Here is a 22,005-nt window from a genome sequence, read left to right on the forward strand (position 1 = left end):
TACGCTTTTAGAACGTTTTTAAGCGGCACTACTGCCGCATTAAGAAATCGGAGGAACTATGCCACAAGATAAACAGACCAACCGCCGCCTGCTGCTGGCCTCACGCCCGCACGGTGCGCCGACCGAGGCGAACTTCCGCCTGGAATCTCAGCACGTGCCGCAGCCCGCTCAGGGACAGGTGCTGCTGCGCACCGTCTGGCTCTCCCTCGACCCTTACATGCGCGGGCGCATGAGCGACGCCCCTTCCTACGTTCCGCCGGTCGCGCTGAATGAGGTGATGTGCGGCGGCACGGTAGCGATTGTTGAGCGTTCAGAAAATCCTGATTTCAGCGCGGGCGACTGGGTGGTGAGCGGCAACGGCTGGCAGGATTTCGCGCTGTCTGACGGGCGAGACCTGCTTAAGCTCAGCGGCCCGGTGCTGGAACACCCTTCCTGGGCGCTGGGCATGTTGGGCATGCCGGGCTTCACCGCCTATATGGGCCTGCTGGATATCGGTAACCCGCAGCCGGGCGAGACGGTGGTGGTCGCGGCCGCCACGGGGGCTGTCGGTTCGCTGGTCGGGCAGATCGCCAAAATCAAGGGCTGCCACGTGGTCGGGATTGCGGGCGGTGCGGAGAAATGCCGCTACGCCGAAGAGAAGCTGGGCTTCGACCGCTGCCTGGATCACCGCGATGCCAATCTGGAACAGCAGCTGAAGCGCCACTGCCCGGATGGTATCGATGTCTACTTTGAAAGCGTCGGTGGGCGGGTATTCGATGCGATATTACCTCTGATGAATACCAAAGGGCGCATCCCGGTCTGCGGGCTGATAGCTGACTACAACAGCACCGGCGTTCCTGCCGGCCCTGACCGTCTGCCGCTGCTGCAAAGTGCGATCCTGCGCAAACGCCTGCGCGTGCAGGGCTTTATCATTAACCAGGACTACGGCCACCGCTTTGACGAGTTTTTCCGCCAGATGAGCCAGTGGGTGGCGGAAGATCGCCTGGTGTTCCGCGAACATATTGTCGACGGTCTGGATAAGGCACCAGAAACCTTTATCGGCATGCTGCAGGGGGAAAACTTCGGCAAGGTGGTCATACGCGTTGCGGGGGATCGGCCGTGAGGATCCTGATGGTATTAACCTCCCACGATAAGCTGGGCGATAGCGGTAAAAAGACCGGCTTCTGGCTGGAGGAGTTTGCCGCGCCGTACTATGTCTTTTTTGACGCCCATATCAATGTGGTGCTGGCTTCTCCCGCCGGGGGGCAGCCGCCGCTCGATCCGGTCAGCGACGCCCCGGATGCACAAACTCCCGATACCGAACGCTTCCGCCAGGACCCCATTGCTCAGCAGGCGCTGGCCAATACGCAGCAGCTGAAAAATATCGATCCCGGCCATTACGATGCGGTGTTCTACCCCGGAGGCCACGGCCCGCTGTGGGACTTAGCGGAAGATGAAGCCAGTATTGCTTTAATCGAAACGCTGTTCGCCAACGGTAAACCGGTTGCCGCCGTCTGCCACGCGCCGGGCGTGCTGCGCCACGCCAGGAAACCGGACGGTACGCCGCTGGTGGCGGGCAAACGGGTGACCGGCTTTACCAACAGCGAGGAGCATGCCGTTGGGCTGACGAATGTGGTACCTTTTTTGGTTGAGGACGAGCTGAAAAAGCTTGGCAGCCAGTTTGAACACACGGATAACTGGGGTGTTTATGTGCTGACTGACGGCCACCTGGTCACCGGACAAAACCCGGCCTCCTCCGCTGCTGCGGCCGAAGAGCTGCTGAAGTTGTTACATCAATAATTGCTAACCAAAATAGTTGAGGTTGCATCAAGGCGACAAGAGAATGACAAATCAGTCAGGAACCGATTTGAACGCTGTTTACAGCGGCCCCATCAGGGGTGAGGGCCAGGGATGGCCCGAATAACAAGCGCAGTTAACGCAGATGCAGCCTCAAATATGAAAGTTAAGGAGATGGAATGAAGCTTTTGAGTCACGATTTTAACGACGGCGATAAGCTGCCGGAGCGCCAGGTATTGAATGCAATGGGCTATCAGGGTGATAACCTGTCGCCACACCTGAAGTGGGATGACGTGCCTGCCGGCACCAAAAGTTTTGTTATCACCTGTTATGACCCCGATGCCCCCACCGGCTCCGGCTGGTGGCACTGGGTGGTGGCGAACCTGCCAGCCGGGGTGCGCGAGCTTCCGCAGGGCGCCGGTTCCGGCAAAGCGGAGCTGCCAGCCGGCGCGGTGCAGACGCGCACCGATTTCGGCAGCGCAGGTTACGGCGGCGCGGCACCGCCGAAAGGCGAATCGCACCGTTATATCTTTACCGTGCATGCCATTGATGTAGAGACGCTGGAAGTGGATGAGAACGCCAGTGGCGCTATGGTCGGTTTCAACGTGCATTTCCATTCGCTGGGCAGCGCTTCCATTACGGCGATCTATTCGTAGTTAAGCTGGATGGACGGGTTGGCTTAAGACCTGTAGGGGCGGACCGCTGTTTGGGTCCGCCCCTTTTTCGTTGCGCCGCTGCCTGATGAGAGAATTAACCCAGGCTCCAGGCATGCGTGGATCTGTCATGAATATTCGAGAATTAACGTAGGGTCCAGGCATGCCTGGACCGGGCGGGTCATGACCCGCCCCTACAGCGATACCCGTAGCATGCCTGACCGCTACGGGCATTAAGCCAGTGAGTGAATCACCACCCACATCGGGCCCTGACCAACTGCGTAGCGCGCCAGCGGCTGCAGCAGGCCACGATCGGAAGTGATTTTGTACACCTCAATATGATGCGACTTCTGCCCTGCCGCCACCAGATACTGGCCGCTGCGATCGATATTAAAACCGCGTGGCTGGGTTTCGGTTGGCTGATAGCCTTCAATCGTTAACGCCGCGCCGTCGGCGCTGATGCTGAACACGGTAATCATGCTGGCGGTACGGTCACAGCTGTACAGATGGCGACCATCCGGGGTGATATGAATATCTGCCGCCCAGCGCGTGCCGCTAAAGCCTTCCGGCATCATATCCAGGCTCTGCACCTTCTGCACTTCGCTGGCGCTGATGTCCCAGACGTCGACGCTGCTGTCCAGTTCGTTGACGCAGTAGGCGTAACGCTGGTTCGGGTGGAACACCATATGGCGCGGACCGGCACCTTTGGTGGTGCTGACTTCCGCCTGCGGGCGTGGCGTCAGCTTGCCGTCTTCACCCAGCGTAAACAGGCAGATGCGGTCCTGCTTCAGCGCCGGAACAAACAGCGTGTTGTTACCGAGATCGATATTGGCAGAGTGGCAGCCTTCCAGCCCGTTCACCACCTCCAGCGGCGCACCCGGCAGGCCATCGGCAGCAATCGGGCTGACGCTGACGCAGGCATCGTTATAGGAACCCACGAAAATAAAGCGCCCGTTACGGTCGGTAGAAATATGCGTCGGGCTGCCAGGCAGCGGCGCATGGCCGGCTTCTTTCAGCTTACCTTCGGCATCAATCTTATAGGCCACCACGCGAAAATCCGGGCGCACGCCGACATACAGAAACGCTTTGTCCGGGCTGACCACCATTGGCTGAACCTGGCCCGGTGCATCAACCACCTGCAGCAGCGTCAGTGCGCCGTCATCATGCAACTGCCAGGCGTGGATCTGATGGCTTTCCGGGCTGGCGGTATAAACAACTTGTTTCATGAATGCTCCTTGTTCTGAACGGGAAATCAGGTGAATGGATTATTGCACCGCCAGTTTTAAAGCTGGCGTCACAAGGTGTACACTTACTGGCTTACTTCGAGTCACGGAATCGCACATGAGCTATCGCATCATCGCCCTCGATCTGGACGGCACGCTGTTAACCCCGACGAAAACCATTCTGCCAGAATCGCTTGCCGCGCTGAAAAAAGCGCAGCAGGCGGGAATAAAAATCCTGATCGTGACCGGTCGCCATCACGTTGCCATCCACCCTTTTTATCAGGCACTGGCGCTCGATACACCTGCAATCTGCTGTAATGGCACTTATTTGTATGATTATCAGACTAAAACGGTGCTCGAGAGCGATCCGCTGCCGCAGGAGCAGGCGCTGCGCGTCGTGGAGATGCTGGACGAAGCGGGCATCCACGGCCTGCTGTATGTCGATAATGCCATGCTGTATCAGGCTGAAACCGGCCACGTGACGCGCACCATTAACTGGGGACTGTCGCTGCCGGAACACCAGCGCCCGACATTCTTACAGGTTGACAGCCTGGCCGACGCGGCACGCAGTGCTGAATCGATCTGGAAATTTGCCCTGTCCCATGCAGACACCGACGCGCTGCAGCAGTTCGCGCAAAAAGTTGAAGCTGAAATGGGGCTGGCCTGCGAGTGGTCCTGGCATGACCAGGTGGATATTGCCAAAGCGGGCAACAGCAAAGGCAAGCGCCTGGCGCAGTGGGTAGCCGCGAACGGCTACCAGATGAGCGAGGTGATTGCGTTCGGCGATAATTATAACGATCTCAGCATGCTGGAAACCGTTGGCTTAGGCGTGGCGATGGGCAATGCGGACGATGCTATTAAAGCGCGGGCGAAACGCGTCATTGGCACCAACCTCGAAAGCGGGATTGCCGATACCCTTTACCGCGAAGTGCTGTAATCAGAGCGTGTCGATCAGGTGGTGATCGACACGCTTTTGATTTGCGCATATAGCCACATATTGGGCTTAATCATCAGTTCATCGCGCGCCCAGGGCGTGATACGCGCCCACAGCTCGCTCTGCCCCACCAGCAGCTTGACTTCGATCTGATTGTCGATCTCCAGCAGTTCTGCCACCTTCGCCGGGATCACGTTGCGAATGCTGCTGTTGACCGGGGGTTTTAATATCAGCGAAACATCCGCCGACTGAATGCGAATGCGCAGCGGGGTGCCCTGCGACGCATCCACCCGGTTTACCCAGATATGCTGATCGCCCAGCGACAGTGCGGTCATCTGGTAGTGAGGATGCTGTTCCAGCACCATCACGCGCAGGATACTGCTCTGGTCACTTCTTGGCAGCCACGGGCGCATCGCGCTGCTGGCCCAGACGCGCTCCAGCGGGCCAAAGGCTTTCACCTCACCTTTATCCAGCACCATCACGTTATCCGCCAGATGCAGCAGTTCATCGAGGCTGTGGCTGACGTAAAGGATCGGCGTTTCCACCTGACGCGCCAGCGTCTGCAGCCAGGCTAGCAGCTCGCGCTTGCGCGGCAGATCCAGCGAGGCCAGTGGCTCATCCATCAGCAGGATTTCCGGCGCGCTCAGCAGCGCACGGCCGATCGCCACGCGCTGTTTTTCGCCGCCGGACAGCGACCACGGATAGCGATCCAGCAGCGCTTCAATACCCAGCAGCCGCACCAGCGAATCGAACTGCGCGCGCATCGACCTGGCCATGCCATATTCCAGATTGCCGCGCACCCGGTAGTGCGGGAACAGACGCGCATCCTGGAACACATAGCCGATACGCCGTTTTTCCGGCGGCAGCCAGACGCCATTTTCCGCATCGCTCAGCAGGCGCCCGTTGAGGGCGATGGTGCCGCGTTGCGGTTTGGTCAGGCCACCAATGGCGTTAATTAACGAGGTTTTTCCGGCGCCGGAGACGCCAAAAATGGCGGTCACGCCATGAGCGGGCACGCTGGCGTTAATCGTCAGGGTGTGGTCGCCCTGCTGCTGGCTGAAATCGAGTTCTAACATCAGAGACCTAAACGCTTACGACCCCAGCGGGTCAGCCATTCGGAAAGCAGCAATGAAACCAGCGCCAGCAGGATAGCAATGACGCACAGACGCGCCGCCGCCCCTTCCGCACCGGGGGTTTCAATCAGCGTATACATGGCGGACGGCAGCGTGCGCGTCTCGCCGGGAATGTTAGAGACAAAAGTAATGGTGGCACCAAACTCGCCGAGCGAGCGGGCGAAGGCTAACACGGTGCCGACGATAATCCCCGGCAGGGTCAGCGGCAGCGTGATGGTAAAGAACACCCGCCAGCGCCCGGCGCCCAGCGTGCGCGCCGCCTGCTCCAGCCGGCTATCAACCGCTTCCAGCGCCAGACGGATGGCGCGCACCATCAGTGGAAAAGCGATCACCGCCGAAGCCAGCGCCGCCCCGCGCCAGCTGAAGGCGAAGCTGAAGCCAAACCAGTCATAAAGATATTCACCAAAAAATCCGCGGCGCCCGAATCCGAGCAGCAGCAGATAGCCCACCACCACCGGGGGCAGCACCAGCGGCAGGTGGATGACGCTGTCGAGCAGGGTTTTGCCGGGAAACTGGCGACGAACCAGGATCCAGGCCATCAGGATGCCAAACGGCAGGCTACAGGCGACCGCGACCACGGACACTTTCAGGCTGAGGGCGACGGCCTGCCATTCTGGCTCACTGAGAAACATCATTTTAACCTTCATCCTTTAAACTGCAGCTGCGTTGGCTGCTCTCATTCACCCCAGTCACTGACTGGAGTAAGCACCTGGGGCTTCACTCAACTGCCGCCTTGCTGCAGCTTAAAAGCTTTTGGTTAACGGGGAGAATCCATACTGTTTGAACACGGCTGCGGCCTGCGGCCCTTTCAGATAGTTGTAGAACGCGGTGACGCTGGCGCTGTTATGGTCTTTCACGATGGCTATCGGGTACTCTACCGGTTTGTGGCTGGCCTGCGGGAAAGTGCCGACGACCGTCACTTTTTTGCTGGCGATAGCGTCTGAACCATACACGATACCGTAAGGGGTTTCATCACGTTCGACCAGCGCCAGGGCGGCACGCACGCTATTACCCGGGGCCAGCATCGGCGAGACCTGCTGCCAGGCGCCCAGTTTCTCCAGGGCCTCTTTAGCGTAGATCCCGGCCGGAACGTGATCCGGATCGCCAACGGCCAGACGCTGCCCTTTCAGCAGGCCCTTCCAGTCGGTTTTTTCACTGATGGTAACGGCCTGCGCTTTCGTCGAGGCCGGCGCCACCAGCACCAGATCGTTGCCCAGCAGGGTAAAGCGGCTGGCGTCATCAATGGTTTTCTTCCCGGAGGCGTAATCCATCCACTGCTGATCGGCGGAGATAAACAGATCGGCCGGAGCGCCCTGCTCAATCTGGCGCGCCAGCGTTGACGAGGAAGCAAAAGAAGAGACAATTTTGACCTCTTTGCCTTTCTCATACTGGCTGGCGATATCCTGCAGTGCATTAGTCAGGGAAGCGGCGGCAAACACGGTGATGTTCTCGGCCGCCATTGCGTGGCCGCCTACGCTCAGACTGACGGCCGCCGCAGCCAGCCACGGGTTCCAGTTTACAGACATGATGTTTCTCCGGTTTCAGGGGGTTACGTTATATACTTTATGATATAGCGATGAATTACCCTCTGCCACAGTAAATATCGGCATTGGCGGGAAGAAGTTTAATCGGGGGGAATTGGCAGGGTACAAAAGCAAACGCCCGGAGGTCCGGGCGTTTAAAATGGCGCAATCAGTGTTACTGAGCGATGCGGTCTTTCTTCGCGGGTTGCTCGTTACGGTGACCGATTTTCGAGATCACGTTGAAGACTTCACCCAGTCCCCAGATCAGGCCGAGAATAATTGCCATCACGATTGGCACCATAATAATTGCTACGGCCAGGCCTTTCAGTAATTCCAGCATGGAAGCCTCATCTTGCTGAAGAAAAAAGTTATTGTAACGGGAGTCTCTAAGAATGCACTGACCTTTTGTGCTTTCGTGCGCTTTTTATGGCCAGTACTTCTATTCCGGGAGTAGCTGCTACAATCGCCGGCCAAAACTTATCACCCGGAGGATCTATGCAGGCTGAAATTGCCCTGATACTGAAACGACAGCAGCGGCTGTTCGCCGACCCGCGCCGTATTGAACTGCTGCGCCAGGTGAAAGAGAGCGGATCGATCAGTCAGGGCGCGAAGCTGGCGGGCATCAGCTATAAAAGCGCCTGGGATGCCATCAATGAGATGAACCAGCTGGCAGAGCGCACGCTGGTCGAGCGCGCCACCGGCGGGAAAGGCGGCGGCGGCGCGCAGGTTACCGCCTGGGGAGAGCGCCTGCTGGACCTGTACGCCCTGCTTGAACAGATCCAGCAGAGAGCGTTTGATGTGTTGCAGGATGATGCCGCGCCCGGCAGTCTGTTAGCCGCGATTGCGCGCTTTTCCCTGCAGACCAGCGCGCGCAACCAGTTCTTTGGCACCATCATCAGCCGCGACATTCAGCCGGTGCAGCAGCACGTTAGCGTGCAACTGGCCGATGGCGTCACCCAGGTGCAGGTCGCGCTGACCGCTCAGAGCGCCGATCGCCTGGGGCTTACAAGCGGCAAAGAGGTGCTGGTGCTGATTAAGGCGCCGTGGGTTGAAGTGTCCAGCCAGCGCGTCGAGGCGGACAACCAGCTGTCCGGCACCGTGCGCGAGATTGAACAGGGTGAGACGCACAGCGAAATCCTGATCGCCCTGAGCGGCGGTGAAACCCTGTGCGCCACCGTGGACAATCAGCATATTGCCCAGCAAAAACTGCAGCCGGGCGCGGCGGTGACAGCATATTTTAATGCCGATCGCGCCATCATCGCGACGCTGCTCTGAATCCCGGGTGCGGGTTTGACAATCAGCAGCAGGAAGCCCCTAATCATCTCACGATGCAGCGACTCTCAATAACTCGAGCCGCAGGAAGGCGGCAAGCCTGAGAAGCCCCAGCAGCTGAGATAACTGGGTGACTGGGGTGAGCAGGCGCAGCCAACGCATCTGTGGCTTGAAGTATGACGTGCAATAATGGAATGAATAATGTCAATGATGCAAATTACGCAGGGCATCTTTCGCCTGAGCGATACCCGAACGCTGAACCTGAATGACTTAACCCTTAACGCGGATGAAAGCTGGGCGTTTGTCGGCGCTAACGGCAGCGGTAAATCGTCGCTGGCCCGCGCGCTCTCCGGCGAATTAGCGCCGTCCAAGGGCAGCGTCAACAGCCATTATCAGCGCCCGGTGCGCTTGTCGCTGGAGCAGCTGCAAAAGCTGGTTTCCGATGAATGGCAGCGCAATAACACCGACCTGCTCAGCCCCGGTGAAGACGATACCGGCCGCACCGCCGCTGAGATTATCCAGGACGAGGTCAAAGACCCCGCTCGCTGCCAGCAGCTGGCGACGCGGTTTGGCATTGCGCACCTGCTGACGCGCCGCTTTAAATATCTCTCAACCGGCGAGACGCGCAAAACGCTGCTGTGCCAGGCGCTGATGGCGCAGCCGGACCTGCTGATCCTCGATGAGCCGTTTGACGGCCTTGACGTCGCTTCGCGCGCCAACCTGGCGAGCGTGCTGGGTGAACTGCAGCAGCCCGGATTTACTCTGGTGCTGGTGCTGAACCGCTTTGATGACATCCCCGATTTTATTGCGCACGTCGGCGTGCTGGCGGAGTGTACGCTAACCCACATCGGCGCGCGGGATGCTATCCTGGCGCAAGCCCTGGTGGCACAGCTGGCGCACAGCGAGCAGCTGGCCGGCATGACGCTGCCGGAAGCTGACGATGCCGCCGCCATCCCAGCGCTGCCCGCCGGGGCACCGCTGATAGTGCTGCGCGACGGCGTGGTCTCCTATAACGATCGCCCGATCCTCAACCAGCTGAGCTGGCAGGTGGATCGCGGCCAGCACTGGCAGATTGTCGGCCCGAACGGCGCGGGGAAGTCGACCCTGCTGAGCCTGGTCACCGGCGATCATCCGCAGGGTTACAGCAACGATTTAACCCTGTTTGGCCGCCGTCGCGGCAGCGGTGAAACCATCTGGGATATCAAGCAGCATATCGGCTACGTCAGCAGCAGTCTGCACCTTGATTACCGCGTCAGCAGCAGCGTGCGCAACGTGGTGATCTCTGGCTATTTTGACTCAATAGGCATTTATCAGGCGGTGTCTGACCGTCAGCAGGCGCTGGCCCGCGAGTGGCTGGCGCTGCTGGGAATGCACGGCGCGCTGGCCGACTCCCCGTTCCACGATCTGTCGTGGGGCCAGCAGCGGCTGGTGCTGATTGCGCGCGCGCTGGTGAAACATCCGGCGCTGCTGATCCTCGATGAGCCACTGCAGGGGCTGGACCCCATCAACCGCCTGCTGGTCCGCCGCTTTGTCGATGTGCTGATTGGCGAAGGCCGCACCCAGCTGCTGTTTGTCTCCCACCATGCCGAAGATGCGCCGCAGTGTATTACCCATCGTCTGAGCTTTGTGGCCGACGGCGACGGCTATCGTTATACGCAAGAGGCATTGTAGGTTTAACGGGGCGAGCGGAAAAAATGGTCGTCATTACCTTCGTCGATATTCATCCGCACGGGGCGACCGGAAAAAATGGTCGCCCCCTACAGGGTTCCGCGTGGGGCTGACCTTCTGTTTCGGTTAGCCCATTATCATAATGTAACCGCTACCATTATTCCTCCCACCTTGCCTGCTTATCAGTCAGCCCCGTACTATTTTTATTGATACTTCGGATTTTTCAGCTTGTGTAAACGATTCCATTTATACAGACTTGATCACGCTTTCCGCAGCGACTCTGTGCTATTTTCCTTCACAGCAAAAAATGCATAAAAAAGGTTACCAGGAACTCAACATGCAGAAATTTAATCCGGTCGATCACCCGCATCGCCGTTATAACCCACTGTCCGATCAGTGGATTCTGGTTTCACCGCACCGGGCCAAACGCCCCTGGCAGGGTGCGCAGGAAACCCCGTCGCAGGATAAACTGCCGGCGCACGATCCTGACTGCTTCCTTTGCCCCGGCAATACGCGCGTCACCGGGGATAAAAACCCCGACTACAGCAGCACCTACGTGTTTACGAATGACTTTGCTGCGCTGATGACCGATACCCCGGACGCGCCGCAAAGCGAAGATATGCTGATGCGCTGCGAGAGCGCGCGCGGCACCAGCCGGGTGATCTGCTTCTCCCCCGATCACAGTAAAACCCTGCCCGAGCTGACGGTTGCGGGGCTGATTGAGGTGGTGAAAACCTGGCAGGAACAGAGCGCCGACCTCGGTCAGCACTATCCCTGGGTGCAGGTATTTGAGAACAAAGGCGCGGCGATGGGCTGCTCCAACCCGCATCCGCACGGCCAGGTGTGGGCTAACAGCTTCCTGCCTAACGAAGCGAAGCGTGAAGACGATCTGCAGCGCGCTTATTTCAGCAAAAACGGTGCGCCGATGCTGGTGGATTACGCCGCACGCGAGCTAAAAGACGGCAGCCGCACGGTGGTCGAAACCGAACACTGGCTGGCCGTGGTGCCGTGGTGGGCAGCGTGGCCGTTTGAAACGCTGCTGCTGCCAAAGGCGCATATTAAACGCATCACCGATTTGAGTGAGGCGCAGCGCGACGATCTGGCGCTGGCGTTGAAAAAACTCACCAGCCGCTATGACAATCTGTTCCAGTGCTCCTTCCCTTATTCAATGGGCTGGCACGGCGCGCCGTTTAACGATGACGCCAATGACCACTGGCAGCTGCACGCGCACTTCTATCCCCCGCTGCTGCGCTCGGCAACGGTGCGTAAATTTATGGTCGGCTATGAAATGCTGGCTGAAACCCAACGTGATTTAACGGCGGAGCAGGCGGCAGAACGTCTGCGCGCCGTCAGCGATATTCATTTCCGTGAGACGGGAGCATAACCATGAGTTTACAGACCTCTACCCAGCAGATTTTCAGCAGCGCGTTTGGCTATGCCCCGGGCCACATTATTCAGGCACCGGGCCGCGTCAACCTGATCGGCGAACACACCGACTACAACGACGGTTTCGTGCTGCCGTGCGCCATTGATTACCAGACGGTGATCGCCTGCGCGAAACGCAGCGATCGTCAGGTGCGGGTTATCGCCGCCGATTACGAAAATCAGCAGGATATCTTCTCGCTAAACGAGGCGATCGAAAGCCACCCCGACCAGATGTGGTCAAACTACGTGCGCGGCGTGGTGAAGCACCTGCTGACACGCTGCCCGGATTTTGCCGGTGTGGATATGGTGATTAGTGGCAACGTCCCGCAGGGCGCGGGCTTAAGCTCATCCGCCTCGCTGGAAGTGGCGGTCGGCACGGTGTTTAAACAGCTTTATCAGCTGCCGCTGGACGGCGCGGCTATCGCGGTCAACGGCCAGGAAGCGGAGAACCAGTTCGTCGGCTGTAACTGCGGAATTATGGATCAGCTGATCTCCGCACTGGGCAAGCAGGATCACGCTATGCTGCTCGACTGCCGCACTCTGGGCACGCGCCCGGTGCCGATGCCGTCCGATATTGCCGTGGTGATTATCAACACTAACTTCCGCCGCAGCCTGGTGGGCAGCGAGTACAACACCCGCCGCCAGCAGTGTGAAGCCGGAGCGCAGTTCTTTGGTAAAAGCTCGCTGCGCGACGTATCGCTGAGCGAATTTGAGGCGCGCGAGCACGAGCTTGACCCGCTGGTGGCGAAACGCGTGCGCCACGTGCTGACCGAAAATGCCCGCACGCTGGAAGCCGCCGACGTGCTGGCGAAAGGTGACCTGGCGCGTATGGCGGTACTGATGGCGGAATCCCACGCATCGATGCGTGACGACTTCGAGATTACCGTGCCGCCGGTCGACCAGCTGGTGGATATTGTCAAAGAGACCCTCGGCGAACGCGGTGGCGTTCGTATGACCGGCGGTGGTTTTGGCGGCTGCATCGTGGCGCTGATGCCGCTGGATTTGGTCGATGAGGTGAAAGCCGCCGTCGAAGCGCAGTATGAAGCGCAATCCGGCATTAAAGAGACCTTCTACGTCTGCAAAGCGTCTGAAGGAGCAGGTGAATGCTAAACCTCAACCGCAACTCGCACGCCCCCGACGGCGCGGCGTGGCGCATCACCACCCTGCGCAACCGCAACGGGATGGTTGCAACATTTATGGACTGGGGCGCGACCTGGCTCTCCGCCCGCGTACCGATGGGTGACGGCAGCGTGCGTGAAGCGCTGCTTGGCTGCGCCACCCCGTCTGACTATCTGCAGCAGTCGGCCTATCTCGGCGCCACGGTGGGCCGTTACGCCAACCGCATCGCCCATGCGCAGATCGCGCGCGACGGCGTAATCTTTCCGCTAGCCGCCAATCAGGGCGAGCATCAGCTGCACGGTGGCCCGGATGGCTTCCACAATCGCCGCTGGCAGATTGTCAGTCAAAGCGACAGCGAGGTGGAGTATCGCCTGGATTCGCCGGATGGCGATCAGGGTTTTCCAGGCAATTTGCTGGTCTCCCTGCGCTATCAGCTGAGCGACGACAACACCCTGTCGATTCGCTATCACGCCACGGTGGATAAAGCCTGCCCGGTCAATCTGACCAACCACGCCTACTTCAATCTGGATGCGCAGCACGGCGATGCCCGCCAGCACCAGCTGTTGCTCAATGGCGATCGCTATCTGCCGGTGGACAGCGCGGGCATTCCCAATGCGCCGCTGAAGGACGTGGCGGGGACCAGCTTTGATTTCCGCCAGCCGAAGAGCGTGCAGCAGGATTTCCTGCAGGACGATGACCAGCGGGCGGTAAAAGGCTACGACCACGCCTTCCTGTTAAATACCCAGGATGGCGAAAGCCCGGCTGCTCAGCTGTGGTCTGCCGATGGCAAACTGCGCCTCAATGTGTTTACCACCGCCCCGGCGCTGCAGTTCTACAGCGGGAATTATCTGGAAGGCACCCCGTCACGCGAACAGGGCGTCTATACTGCTTTCCAGGGAATTGCGCTGGAGAGCGAGTTTCTCCCCGACTCGCCGCATCACCCTGAGTATCCGCAGCCCGACTGCTGGCTGCAGCCAGGTGAATCGTATCAGTCAGTGACGCGTTACCAACTGACGGCGGTTTGATAAAGCGCATGAAAATCGCGCATCGCGACAGTTACGGGCTTACGCGCTGCGCAGAATTCAGCTATGGTAATGCACATTAAAATTGCCGTGCGGTTCTTTCCGGCAGTTTACCGGTCACCATTATCATAGAAACGTAAAGTTATTAAGGAGTTAAGCTATGGCTGTAACTAAGCTGGTTCTGGTACGTCACGGCGAAAGCCAGTGGAACAACGAAAACCGTTTCACCGGTTGGTACGACGTTGACCTGTCAGACAAAGGCCGCACCGAGGCGAAAGCCGCTGGTCAGCTGTTGAAGAAAGAGGGTTTCACCTTCGATTTCGCTTACACCTCCGTGCTGAAACGTGCCATCCACACCCTGTGGAACATTCTGGATGAAGTTGACCAGGTGTGGCTGCCGGTAGAGAAATCCTGGCGCCTGAACGAGCGTCACTACGGTGCGCTGCAGGGTCTGGATAAAGCAGAAACCGCACAGAAATACGGTGACGATCAGGTTAAGCAGTGGCGTCGTGGCTTTGCCGTGACCCCACCAGAGCTGGACCGCGCCGATGAGCGTTTCCCTGGCCACGACCCGCGCTACGCGTCACTGACCGCTGAGCAGCTGCCAACCACCGAAAGCCTGGCGCTGACCATCGATCGCGTTCTGCCATACTGGAACGAATCTATCCTGCCACGTATGAAAAGCGGCGAGAAAGTGATCATCGCGGCCCACGGTAACTCCCTGCGTGCGCTGGTGAAATACCTGGACAACATGAGCGAAGAAGAGATCCTCGAGCTGAACATCCCAACCGGCGTGCCGCTGGTGTATGAGTTCGACGAAAACTTCAAACCAATCAAACACTACTACCTGGGCGATGCCGACGAGATTGCTGCGAAAGCCGCAGCCGTCGCGAACCAGGGTAAAGCAAAATAATTGCTGCTGATTTGATTGAAAAAAAACCCGCCTGATGGCGGGTTTTTTATTGCCTGCAAGCCGTTACGCGCGGCGGGCTTTCACCGCGCTGGCCAGCTGGCGCAGCACGGTTTCAGTATCCTGCCAGCCGATGCAGCCGTCGGTGACGCTTTTGCCGTACACCAGCGGTTCACCGCTCTCCAGGTTCTGATTGCCCTCGACCAGATGGCTCTCAATCATCACGCCGATAATTGCCTGCTCGCCGCCCGCAATCTGCTGCGCCACGTCAGTGGCAACATCCAGCTGCTTCTTAAACTGCTTGCTGCTGTTCGCATGGCTGAAGTCGATCATCACCTGGGCAGGCAGGCCGGCTTTTTCCAGACCGGCTTTCACCGCGCTGACGTGGTGAGCGCTGTAGTTTGGCTCTTTGCCGCCGCGCAGGATGATATGGCAGTCTTCGTTACCGCTGGTTTCCACAATCGCCGAGTGGCCATATTTGGTCACGGAGAGGAAACAGTGTGGCGCACTGGCCGCGCCGATGGCGTCGATAGCCACTTTGATGGTGCCGTCGGTGCCGTTTTTGAAACCTACCGGGCAGGAGAGGCCGGATGACAGCTCGCGGTGGACCTGCGATTCCGTGGTACGCGCGCCGATGGCGCCCCAGCTCATCAGATCGCCGACGTACTGTGGCGTGATCATATCGAGGAACTCACCCGCCGCCGGCAGGCCGCTGTCGTTGATCTCCACCAGCAGCTGGCGCGCAATACGCAGGCCGTCATTAATCTGGAAGCTGCCGTCCATATGGGGATCGTTGATCAGCCCTTTCCAACCCACGGTCGTACGGGGTTTTTCAAAATAGACGCGCATCACCACTTCCAGCGAGTCTTTCATCTCGTCACGCAGCGCCAGCAGGCGGCCAGCGTACTCTTTAGCTGCCTTAGTATCATGGATAGAGCAGGGGCCGATCACCACCAGCAGGCGATCGTCCTGGGAAGTCAGAATGTTATGGATTGCCTGGCGGGCCGAGGATACTGTTGCAGCAGCCTTGTCCGTGGCGGGGAATTTTTCAAATAACGCAACCGGAGGTAAAAGTTCTTTTATCTCTTTGATTCTTAAATCATCGTTTTGATAATTCATAATATTTCCAGGTTATTTCATTGCCATACTGCACACCAGGCGCATCTCCTCCAATTTATCGTGACTCCCGGTGACTGTAAATCGCCTTTCGCGGATTCGTTGCTGACGTGATTTGCTTTTTCTGGGAGCCCTACTACACTTTTAATCATTACCTCTTGAAATAAATCTATTTGCACAACTTATGATTGGCGAACGCCGCAATCACACTATTTTGTTTCAAACACCGTTAGATCTTGATGATGTCGTATTCAAAAATTAAAGGAGCATAATAATGAATAAGTTCTCTATGGTACTACTGACAGCCGCAATGACTCTGGGCAGCACCGCTGCAATGGCCGACGGTTCAGCAAATGCAGCGGCCGATGCCGGCGCAGTGGCTGGCAGCGCAAAAGAAAATATTGCGCCTAACAAAGTTGATAACGACAAAATCAACACTGGCCATGAAACCCAGCATAAAACCATGAAGCACCATAAGAAAATGAGTGCTGATGAGATCAACAAAAACACGCAGTGCAAAGATGGCAAATGTCCGGACATTAACAAAAAAGTCGGCGCTGATGCGAATACCAAAACTGACGGTACTTCGCAGTAACGTTTGTTAAGTTCTGGCTGGCTGATTCTGGCTCGCTGAAAAAGAATCTGGCTGACCGGAAATCTGGCTAACCGGAAATCTGGCTGACCGAAAAAGAGGGTCAGCCACTACATGACCGAGACAGAATATCAGCCGGTAGCTCGAGGCAGAACGTAGCCGTACGTCGAGGCAGAATGTCAGCCGGTGCATGACCCAGGAGAGCTTCGGCTCTCCTTTTCTCGTTTTTTTCCCGCCCACCTTCGGCTATCCTGAACCCCCTGCCTGATTTGGAACTGTTCATGACCACCCTATTGCTGATTGACGATCATCCGCTGGTCCAGGTGGCGCTGGAAGCGGCCCTGGTTCACGCGCCCTTCCCGCTTAAGCTGCTGGCGGCGGATAATCAGCGCGATGCCCTGGCGCTGCTCGGCGATCGCGCTATTGGGCTGGTGATCCTCGATATTGGCTTACCGGACAGCGACGGCTTACAGCTGCTTAAGCTGATTAAGCGCCATTACCCGCCACTGCCGGTGGTGATCTACTCAGCACAGGAGGAGCAGGTCTATCCGCGTCTGGCGGAAGCTGCCGGGGCATCTGGCTATGTTGCCAAGCGTCAGCCGCTCAGCCAGCTGCTCTCCGCCATCCTTGCCGTGCTCGGCGGCCAGCGCGTCTTCCCTGCCCAGCATGGCGATACGCTTAACGCGGTGTTGACGGCCAAAGAGCAGCAGATCCTCGCGCTGCTGGCGCGCGGCCTGTCTAATCTGCAGATCGCCGGGCAGCTGCATATCAGCAATAAAACCGTCAGCACCCATAAAAAGAACATCATGGAAAAAACCGGAGCGGGCTCGGTCGTCGAACTGGCTCAGCTGTGGCAGTCACAACAGTGAGAACGCTACTGCTGATGCTGCTGCTGTTCACCAGCAGCGCGCTGGCGGCGCTGCGCCCGGTGAGCAGCATCGCCCTGCCGCAGGAGATGATGCCGATGCCGGTCGAATGGGGAAAAACCCTGCGCGTCGGCGTATTACAGGACAACAGCTCGCCGTGGAATATTGTCGTTGGCAGCGACCTGTACGGTATCAATGCCGACTATCTGGTGGCGCTGCAGCAGACCAGCGGCCTGCACGTCAGCGTGCAGGGGTTCAGCACGCAGCAGGCGATGATGGCGGCACTGCAGAGCGGAAAGCTGGATGTGCTGTTTGGCGTTCCGCAGCAGACGCTGCCTGCGGGCCTCAGCGCGACGCAACCGTGGTTCTCCAGCCCGCTGCGTATTTACCGTAATCGCAATAACCTGCGGCCGGTGATGTTCAACTCTGGCGATGCCCGCCTCAGCGTCAGCCGCGACACCCTGGCGCGCGTTGACCCCGAGTTTGCGCGCAAGCATCACTGGCAGGTGCTGCCCAGTGATTTACAGGCCCTCTCCACCCTGCTCAATCAGCACAGCGACTATGTGGTGGCGGATGAGACCAGCGCCGGATTCCTGCTGAGCCAGCTGCAGCAGGGCGAAGTTTATCAGCTCGCCTCTTCTCTTGACCCGGGGGTGCTGCAGCTGGAGGCGGTCACAGCGGATGCCACACTGGCGCAGCAGCTTGATAACGCTATTCGTCAGCTGCCGATGGAGGTGGTGAACGGCATTCAGGGGCGCTGGAGCAGTGCGCTGCCGCGCTATCAGGACAGCAATACCGCCCACCTGACGCCGATGGAGCGCAGCTGGATTGCGCAGCATCCGGTGGTGATTTATGCCGCCGTCAGCGACGACTATCCGTGGAGCTACCGCAATGCCAGCGGGCAGCCCGCCGGTTACAGTGTTGACCTGCTGAACAGCATCGGCCAGATTACCGGGTTGCGCTTTCAGCCATACTGGGTCAGCAATGCACAGCAGGCGGGCGCGCTGGTGCAGCAGGGGCGGGCGTTGATCCAACTCAATCTGCCGCTGACCGGTGATGATGCAATGCTGAATAATACCCAGCCGGTGTGGCGTGCGCTGTGGGGAGTCTATGTTCAGGCGGCGGCGCAGAACGTCACCGGCTGGCCGGATCTGCGCGGTAAACGCATCGGCGTGCTGCGCGGGGATATCGCCGGGCGCCTGTTGCCCGCAGGCAGCACAACCCAGATATTTGAGGATGCCAGCAGCCTGTACGATGCGCTGGCCAGCGGTCAGATCGACGCGCTGGTCGACAATGTGCTCTCAGCGCGCTGGCGCATCCAGGGGCGTTTTGCCAATACTCTGCAGCTGGCGTTTGCCGCCAGCGACACCGCATGGCCGGTGACCATCGGCATCGCCCCCGATCGGCCGCTGCTGCGCGCACTGCTGAATAACAGCCTGCAGCAGATCCCAGCGGAAAGCTGGCAGCGGCTGCGCGAAACCTGGAGCAGCACGCCGGACAGCTTTAGCGATAGCAACAGCGGCGAGATGCGGCCGATCTCCCTCTTCGTACTGGTCGCCGCGCTGTTTGCCATCGTCTTCCTGCTGATCCTGCTGCTGAGACGCTATCTGGAGCAGCGGCGTGAGCGGCAGCAGCGCCTGCTGCTGGAGCAGGAGCGCGAAGTGGCCCAGCGGGAAAACCGCATGAAAAGTCAGTTCCTCGCCACCGTCAGCCACGAGCTGCGCACGCCGATGCAGGCGGTGCTGGGCCTGCTGGAGCTGGAGCTGATGCAGCAGCCTGAGAGCCATAACCTGGCGTTGATCCACAGCAGCGCCGCCAGCCTGATGACGCTGCTGGGCGATCTGCAGGATCACGCCCGGGTTGAGAGCAACAGCTTCAGCTTGGCCCCCCGTCCGCTGGAGCCGGAAAAATGGCTGCAGCGGCTGGCGGTGTTCTACCACCCGCTGATGCGCGAACAGGGACCGCGGCTGAGCGTCAGCGCCCTGAATCCCCTGCCCGCCTGGGTGCTGATTGACGGCGAACGCCTGCAGCAGATTGCCAACAACCTGATTGCCAATGCGATCAAATTTACCCGCGAGGGTGAGATCCGGCTGACGCTGGAAGCGCTGAGCACGCCGCCACAGCTGCATTTTCAGGTCAGCGATAGCGGCAGTGGCATCCCGCTGGATGAGCAGCAGCGTCTGTTTGAACCCTGGTATCAGACCCCTTCCGGTCGCCAGCTCTCGGTGCAGGGCAGCGGGCTGGGCTTGTCGATCTGCCGCGAAATTGTCAACCGCATGGGCGGCACTATCACGCTGCAATCCACCCCCGGCCAGGGAACCTGCGTCAGCGTGCTGCTACCGTGGCAGCTTATTCCCTCGCCACTGCCTGCCGCAGATGCCGAACCGCAGCAGTGCAATACCGAGGCGGTCAGCCATCTGCGCGTGGCGATTGTCGACGACCATCCGACCAATCTGCTGGTGATGCAGCAACAGCTGGCGCACTGCGGTATCCAGGCGGAAACCTTCGCTGATGGCCGGGCGCTGCTGAAAGACGGTCGCCAGTGGGACCTGCTGTTTGTTGACTACAGCATGCCGCACCCGAACGGCGTGCAGCTGGTGAAAATAGTGCGCCGTGGCGAACGCCATCAGCCGCATCATACCCGGGTGGTGCTGTGCTCTGCCGATGCGCAGATCCTCAACCGGCCACAGGCGCGACAGGTTGCTGACCGCCTGCTGGTGAAGCCAGTTTCGTTAGCGGATCTTGCCGCTCTGCTGCAGGCGGAGGCGCCCGCGCCGTTTGCCGACCTGCCGCAGCGTTTAAATCAGCTGGCGCATCACGATGAGCACTATTTTCAACGCCTGTGCCAGACGCTGGCCGAGACGCTGAAGCGCGACTGCGCCGCGCTCAGGCAGGCAATAGCGTCAGAAGAGTGGCAGCAGGTTGAGAAAGCGGCGCACAGAATGAAAGGCAGCTGGCTGCTGCTGAACTACAGTGAAGGGGAAACCCTGTGCCAGCAAATCATTGAGGCTGCCCGCCTGCACCAGAACCCTAAGCCTGCAATGAATTTATTGATATCATTAAGCGAAAGCCTGTTAACTCAATTGGGATCCTATGGCTCACACCCACACTGAAAAGAACGGTAACCGTTCACGTCTGCTGGCAGCCTTTGTTGTCACGGCCCTGTTTATGCTGGCCGAGGTGGCGGGCGGTCTGCTCTCCGGCTCGCTGGCGCTGCTGGCCGATGCCGGGCATATGCTGACCGACGCCGCCGCGCTGCTGGTGGCCCTGCTGGCCACGCATTTTGCGCAGCGCAAGCCCAGCCAGCGCCACTCCTTTGGCTTGCTGCGCCTGACCACGCTGGCAGCTTTTGTCAATGCTATCGCGCTGCTGGTGATTACCGTGCTGATTGTCTGGGAGGCGCTGAGACGTTTCTGGCAGCCGGAGCCGGTGGCGGGTGGCATGATGCTGATTGTGGCTATCGGCGGGCTGCTGGCAAACCTGCTGGCGTTCTGGCTGCTGCATCACGGCAGCGGCGATAAGAACCTTAACGTGCGCGCGGCGGCGCTGCACGTGCTCGGTGACCTGCTCGGCTCGGTCGGGGCGATTGCTGCCGCGCTGATTATTATGTTTACCGGCTGGACGCCGATCGACCCCATTCTGTCGATTGTGGTGTCCCTGCTGGTGCTGCGCAGCGGCTGGATGCTGATCAAGGAGAGCGGTCACGAACTGCTGGAGGGGGCGCCGCAGGATATTGATGTGGCTAAGCTACAGCGTGCGCTGGCGCGCAGCATCCCGGAGGTGCGTAACGTGCATCATGTGCATTTGTGGCAGGTGGGCGAGAAGCCGGTGATCACGCTGCATGTACAGGTGATCCCGCCTTACGATCATGACGCGCTGCTGCAGCGCATTCACGAGTATCTGCACCAGCATTATCAGATTGAGCACGCCACGGTGCAGATGGAGTATCAGCGTTGCGATGGCGATGATTGTGATGTGGGGTGGATTCAGGGCGGCGGCGAGCACCAGCATCACCACCACCATTAACCGTACGGGTCGACCCTTTTTTCGGTCGACCCGTGGCCAATTATCCTCTCTGGCGGGCGCTTTTCATCCACAGCCACGAGCCATTCAGCGCGATCAGCGTCAGCAGCACATACTCCAGCGCCATGGCGTACACTCCCTGACGGGCGAATATCATCACGCTGATCAGGTTGATCACCACCCACAGCAGCCAGTTTTCAACGTACTTGCGCGTCATCAGGATCATCGCCGCAATCGACAACACCATCATGCACGAATCCCAGAACGGGAAAGCATCCGGCTGCAGCTGCGGCATCACCACGTTGAAGCCCATGCCCTGCATAATGTTTACAGCGGCACGCGTCAGCAGCGCAAATACCGGATCGATATACAGCGTCATCAGCGCAATGGCGATAACAATCACCGCTGTCCAGGCCAGCAGCTGCGCACGCGGCAGCCAGCGAATTTTCAGCGCCTGCTGATTATCACTGGTCTGGCGGCTCCAGGCATACCAGCCGTAGATATTGGCGACGAAAAAGAACAGCTGCAGCAGCAGGCTGGCGTAAAGCTGGATCTGGAAGAAGATGACCGCGAACAGCGTCACGTTGATCAGGCCGAAAGCGTAGTTGACGATCTTCTCCAGGCTCGCCAGCCAGATGCACAGCAGCCCGGCAAGGGTACCGATGGCTTCAATCCAGGACAGATCGTAGCCACCGGCCCCAAGAGGGATATGAACCAGAATATTCGACGTGCTGAAAAAATCCATATTGC

General features: G+C 59.0%; 21 protein-coding genes. 14 read left to right on the forward strand and 7 right to left on the reverse strand.

Translation table 11 applies throughout. The features are described 5' to 3' along the window. Positions 1–58 precede the first annotated feature (58 nt). The 3 genes from ID864_RS13175 to ID864_RS13185 all read left to right on the forward strand — a co-directional run bounded on the left by ID864_RS13175 (position 59) and on the right by ID864_RS13185 (position 2,432). Positions 59–1,102 (forward strand): NADP-dependent oxidoreductase, encoded by a 1,044-nt coding sequence (locus ID864_RS13175; RefSeq protein ID WP_048916687.1) that lies wholly within the window; start codon positions 59–61, stop codon positions 1,100–1,102. Then, positions 1,099–1,779, forward strand: a complete 681-nt coding sequence (locus tag ID864_RS13180; RefSeq protein WP_191149937.1) for a type 1 glutamine amidotransferase domain-containing protein — start codon at positions 1,099–1,101, stop codon at positions 1,777–1,779. The genes ID864_RS13175 and ID864_RS13180 overlap by 4 nt, the downstream gene beginning before the upstream one ends. 176 nt (positions 1,780–1,955) lie before the next feature. Next, entirely contained in the window at positions 1,956–2,432 is a 477-nt protein-coding gene (locus ID864_RS13185) for a kinase inhibitor (protein WP_048916689.1), read from the forward strand. Positions 2,433–2,662: 230 nt separating this feature from the next. On the opposite strand, the gene pgl is transcribed toward ID864_RS13185, so the two are convergent. Then, entirely contained in the window at positions 2,663–3,655 is a 993-nt protein-coding gene (pgl, locus tag ID864_RS13190; protein WP_048916690.1) for a 6-phosphogluconolactonase, read from the reverse strand. Positions 3,656–3,770: 115 nt separating this feature from the next. Between pgl and ID864_RS13195 the strand changes: the two genes are divergently transcribed. Beyond that, positions 3,771–4,589: a pyridoxal phosphatase gene (locus ID864_RS13195; protein ID WP_191149938.1), complete on the forward strand. Its 819-nt coding sequence runs from the start codon at positions 3,771–3,773 to the stop codon at positions 4,587–4,589. A 14-nt stretch (positions 4,590–4,603) separates the two neighbouring features. Here the strand turns inward: ID864_RS13195 and modC are convergent, their stop codons facing one another. The 4 genes from modC to ID864_RS13215 form a co-directional block, all read right to left on the reverse strand. Continuing rightward, positions 4,604–5,662, reverse strand: coding sequence for a molybdenum ABC transporter ATP-binding protein ModC (gene modC, locus ID864_RS13200; RefSeq protein WP_048916692.1), 1,059 nt, complete (start codon positions 5,660–5,662; stop codon positions 4,604–4,606). After that, on the reverse strand, positions 5,662–6,351 hold the full coding sequence (modB, locus tag ID864_RS13205) for a molybdate ABC transporter permease subunit (protein WP_048916700.1): 690 nt from the start codon (positions 6,349–6,351) through the stop codon (positions 5,662–5,664). Before modB ends, modC begins: the two co-directional genes overlap by 1 nt. Positions 6,352–6,462: 111 nt before the next feature. Continuing rightward, positions 6,463–7,245: a molybdate ABC transporter substrate-binding protein gene (gene modA, locus ID864_RS13210; protein WP_048916693.1), complete on the reverse strand. Its 783-nt coding sequence runs from the start codon at positions 7,243–7,245 to the stop codon at positions 6,463–6,465. Positions 7,246–7,417: 172 nt separating this feature from the next. After that, positions 7,418–7,582: an AcrZ family multidrug efflux pump-associated protein gene (locus tag ID864_RS13215; RefSeq protein WP_048916694.1), complete on the reverse strand. Its 165-nt coding sequence runs from the start codon at positions 7,580–7,582 to the stop codon at positions 7,418–7,420. Positions 7,583–7,737: 155 nt separating this feature from the next. Here ID864_RS13215 and modE point away from each other — a divergent pair, with 155 nt between their 5' ends. The 6 genes from modE to gpmA all read left to right on the forward strand — a co-directional run bounded on the left by modE (position 7,738) and on the right by gpmA (position 14,661). Beyond that, the gene (gene modE, locus ID864_RS13220; protein WP_048916695.1) at positions 7,738–8,517 is read left to right on the forward strand and encodes a molybdenum-dependent transcriptional regulator; all 780 of its coding nucleotides are present in this window, start codon (positions 7,738–7,740) and stop codon (positions 8,515–8,517) included. Positions 8,518–8,715: 198 nt separating this feature from the next. After that, positions 8,716–10,185 carry a molybdate ABC transporter ATP-binding protein ModF gene (modF, locus tag ID864_RS13225; RefSeq protein WP_191149939.1) on the forward strand — a complete coding sequence of 490 codons (1,470 nt, stop codon included), beginning with the start codon at positions 8,716–8,718 and terminating at the stop codon, positions 10,183–10,185. 334 nt (positions 10,186–10,519) lie between these two features. Next, the gene (galT, locus tag ID864_RS13230; protein ID WP_048916701.1) at positions 10,520–11,566 is read left to right on the forward strand and encodes a galactose-1-phosphate uridylyltransferase; all 1,047 of its coding nucleotides are present in this window, start codon (positions 10,520–10,522) and stop codon (positions 11,564–11,566) included. Between the two features lie 2 nt (positions 11,567–11,568). Then, positions 11,569–12,717, forward strand: a complete 1,149-nt coding sequence (galK, locus tag ID864_RS13235; RefSeq protein ID WP_191149940.1) for a galactokinase — start codon at positions 11,569–11,571, stop codon at positions 12,715–12,717. Beyond that, a complete protein-coding gene (gene galM / locus ID864_RS13240; protein ID WP_099754238.1) occupies positions 12,711–13,751 on the forward strand; it encodes a galactose-1-epimerase in 1,041 nt (346 codons plus the stop codon). Before galK ends, galM begins: the two co-directional genes overlap by 7 nt. 157 nt (positions 13,752–13,908) lie before the next feature. Next, positions 13,909–14,661, forward strand: coding sequence for a 2,3-diphosphoglycerate-dependent phosphoglycerate mutase (gpmA, locus tag ID864_RS13245; RefSeq protein WP_048916699.1), 753 nt, complete (start codon positions 13,909–13,911; stop codon positions 14,659–14,661). A 63-nt stretch (positions 14,662–14,724) separates the two neighbouring features. Here gpmA and aroG read toward each other — a convergent pair whose 3' ends face one another. Then, positions 14,725–15,777 (reverse strand): 3-deoxy-7-phosphoheptulonate synthase AroG, encoded by a 1,053-nt coding sequence (gene aroG / locus ID864_RS13250; protein ID WP_191149941.1) that lies wholly within the window; start codon positions 15,775–15,777, stop codon positions 14,725–14,727. 268 nt (positions 15,778–16,045) lie between these two features. Between aroG and ID864_RS13255 the strand changes: the two genes are divergently transcribed. From ID864_RS13255 to zitB, 4 genes are all read left to right on the forward strand, one after another. Continuing rightward, a complete protein-coding gene (locus ID864_RS13255) occupies positions 16,046–16,369 on the forward strand; it encodes a protein YbgS (protein ID WP_062818343.1) in 324 nt (107 codons plus the stop codon). Positions 16,370–16,647: 278 nt separating this feature from the next. Further along, entirely contained in the window at positions 16,648–17,235 is a 588-nt protein-coding gene (locus ID864_RS13260) for a response regulator transcription factor (protein WP_133624154.1), read from the forward strand. Next, positions 17,217–20,345 carry a hybrid sensor histidine kinase/response regulator gene (locus tag ID864_RS13265; RefSeq protein WP_230049205.1) on the forward strand — a complete coding sequence of 1,043 codons (3,129 nt, stop codon included), beginning with the start codon at positions 17,217–17,219 and terminating at the stop codon, positions 20,343–20,345. Before ID864_RS13260 ends, ID864_RS13265 begins: the two co-directional genes overlap by 19 nt. After that, on the forward strand, positions 20,326–21,258 hold the full coding sequence (zitB, locus tag ID864_RS13270) for a CDF family zinc transporter ZitB (protein WP_191149942.1): 933 nt from the start codon (positions 20,326–20,328) through the stop codon (positions 21,256–21,258). Before ID864_RS13265 ends, zitB begins: the two co-directional genes overlap by 20 nt. 40 nt (positions 21,259–21,298) lie before the next feature. On the opposite strand, the gene pnuC is transcribed toward zitB, so the two are convergent. Next, positions 21,299–22,000, reverse strand: a complete 702-nt coding sequence (gene pnuC / locus ID864_RS13275) for a nicotinamide riboside transporter PnuC (RefSeq protein WP_048916706.1) — start codon at positions 21,998–22,000, stop codon at positions 21,299–21,301. Positions 22,001–22,005: the final 5 nt, after the last annotated feature.

It is taken from the genome of Erwinia aphidicola, from assembly GCF_014773485.1.
In the GTDB taxonomy this organism is placed as follows: Bacteria; Pseudomonadota; Gammaproteobacteria; order Enterobacterales; family Enterobacteriaceae; genus Erwinia; species Erwinia aphidicola.

Coding starts and splice junctions, on each gene's coding strand:
- ID864_RS13215 (WP_048916694.1), bottom strand. CDS start 7,582: ATGCTGGAATTACTGAAAGGCCTGGCCGTAGCAATTATTATGGTGCCA.
- galM (WP_099754238.1), top strand. CDS start 12,711: ATGCTAAACCTCAACCGCAACTCGCACGCCCCCGACGGCGCGGCGTGG.
- galK (WP_191149940.1), top strand. CDS start 11,569: ATGAGTTTACAGACCTCTACCCAGCAGATTTTCAGCAGCGCGTTTGGC.
- ID864_RS13260 (WP_133624154.1), top strand. CDS start 16,648: ATGACCACCCTATTGCTGATTGACGATCATCCGCTGGTCCAGGTGGCG.
- modB (WP_048916700.1), bottom strand. CDS start 6,351: ATGTTTCTCAGTGAGCCAGAATGGCAGGCCGTCGCCCTCAGCCTGAAA.
- pnuC (WP_048916706.1), bottom strand. CDS start 22,000: ATGGATTTTTTCAGCACGTCGAATATTCTGGTTCATATCCCTCTTGGG.
- ID864_RS13185 (WP_048916689.1), top strand. CDS start 1,956: ATGAAGCTTTTGAGTCACGATTTTAACGACGGCGATAAGCTGCCGGAG.
- pgl (WP_048916690.1), bottom strand. CDS start 3,655: ATGAAACAAGTTGTTTATACCGCCAGCCCGGAAAGCCATCAGATCCAC.
- modE (WP_048916695.1), top strand. CDS start 7,738: ATGCAGGCTGAAATTGCCCTGATACTGAAACGACAGCAGCGGCTGTTC.
- modF (WP_191149939.1), top strand. CDS start 8,716: ATGTCAATGATGCAAATTACGCAGGGCATCTTTCGCCTGAGCGATACC.
- modC (WP_048916692.1), bottom strand. CDS start 5,662: ATGTTAGAACTCGATTTCAGCCAGCAGCAGGGCGACCACACCCTGACG.
- galT (WP_048916701.1), top strand. CDS start 10,520: ATGCAGAAATTTAATCCGGTCGATCACCCGCATCGCCGTTATAACCCA.
- ID864_RS13175 (WP_048916687.1), top strand. CDS start 59: ATGCCACAAGATAAACAGACCAACCGCCGCCTGCTGCTGGCCTCACGC.
- gpmA (WP_048916699.1), top strand. CDS start 13,909: ATGGCTGTAACTAAGCTGGTTCTGGTACGTCACGGCGAAAGCCAGTGG.
- ID864_RS13195 (WP_191149938.1), top strand. CDS start 3,771: ATGAGCTATCGCATCATCGCCCTCGATCTGGACGGCACGCTGTTAACC.
- aroG (WP_191149941.1), bottom strand. CDS start 15,777: ATGAATTATCAAAACGATGATTTAAGAATCAAAGAGATAAAAGAACTT.
- zitB (WP_191149942.1), top strand. CDS start 20,326: ATGGCTCACACCCACACTGAAAAGAACGGTAACCGTTCACGTCTGCTG.
- modA (WP_048916693.1), bottom strand. CDS start 7,245: ATGTCTGTAAACTGGAACCCGTGGCTGGCTGCGGCGGCCGTCAGTCTG.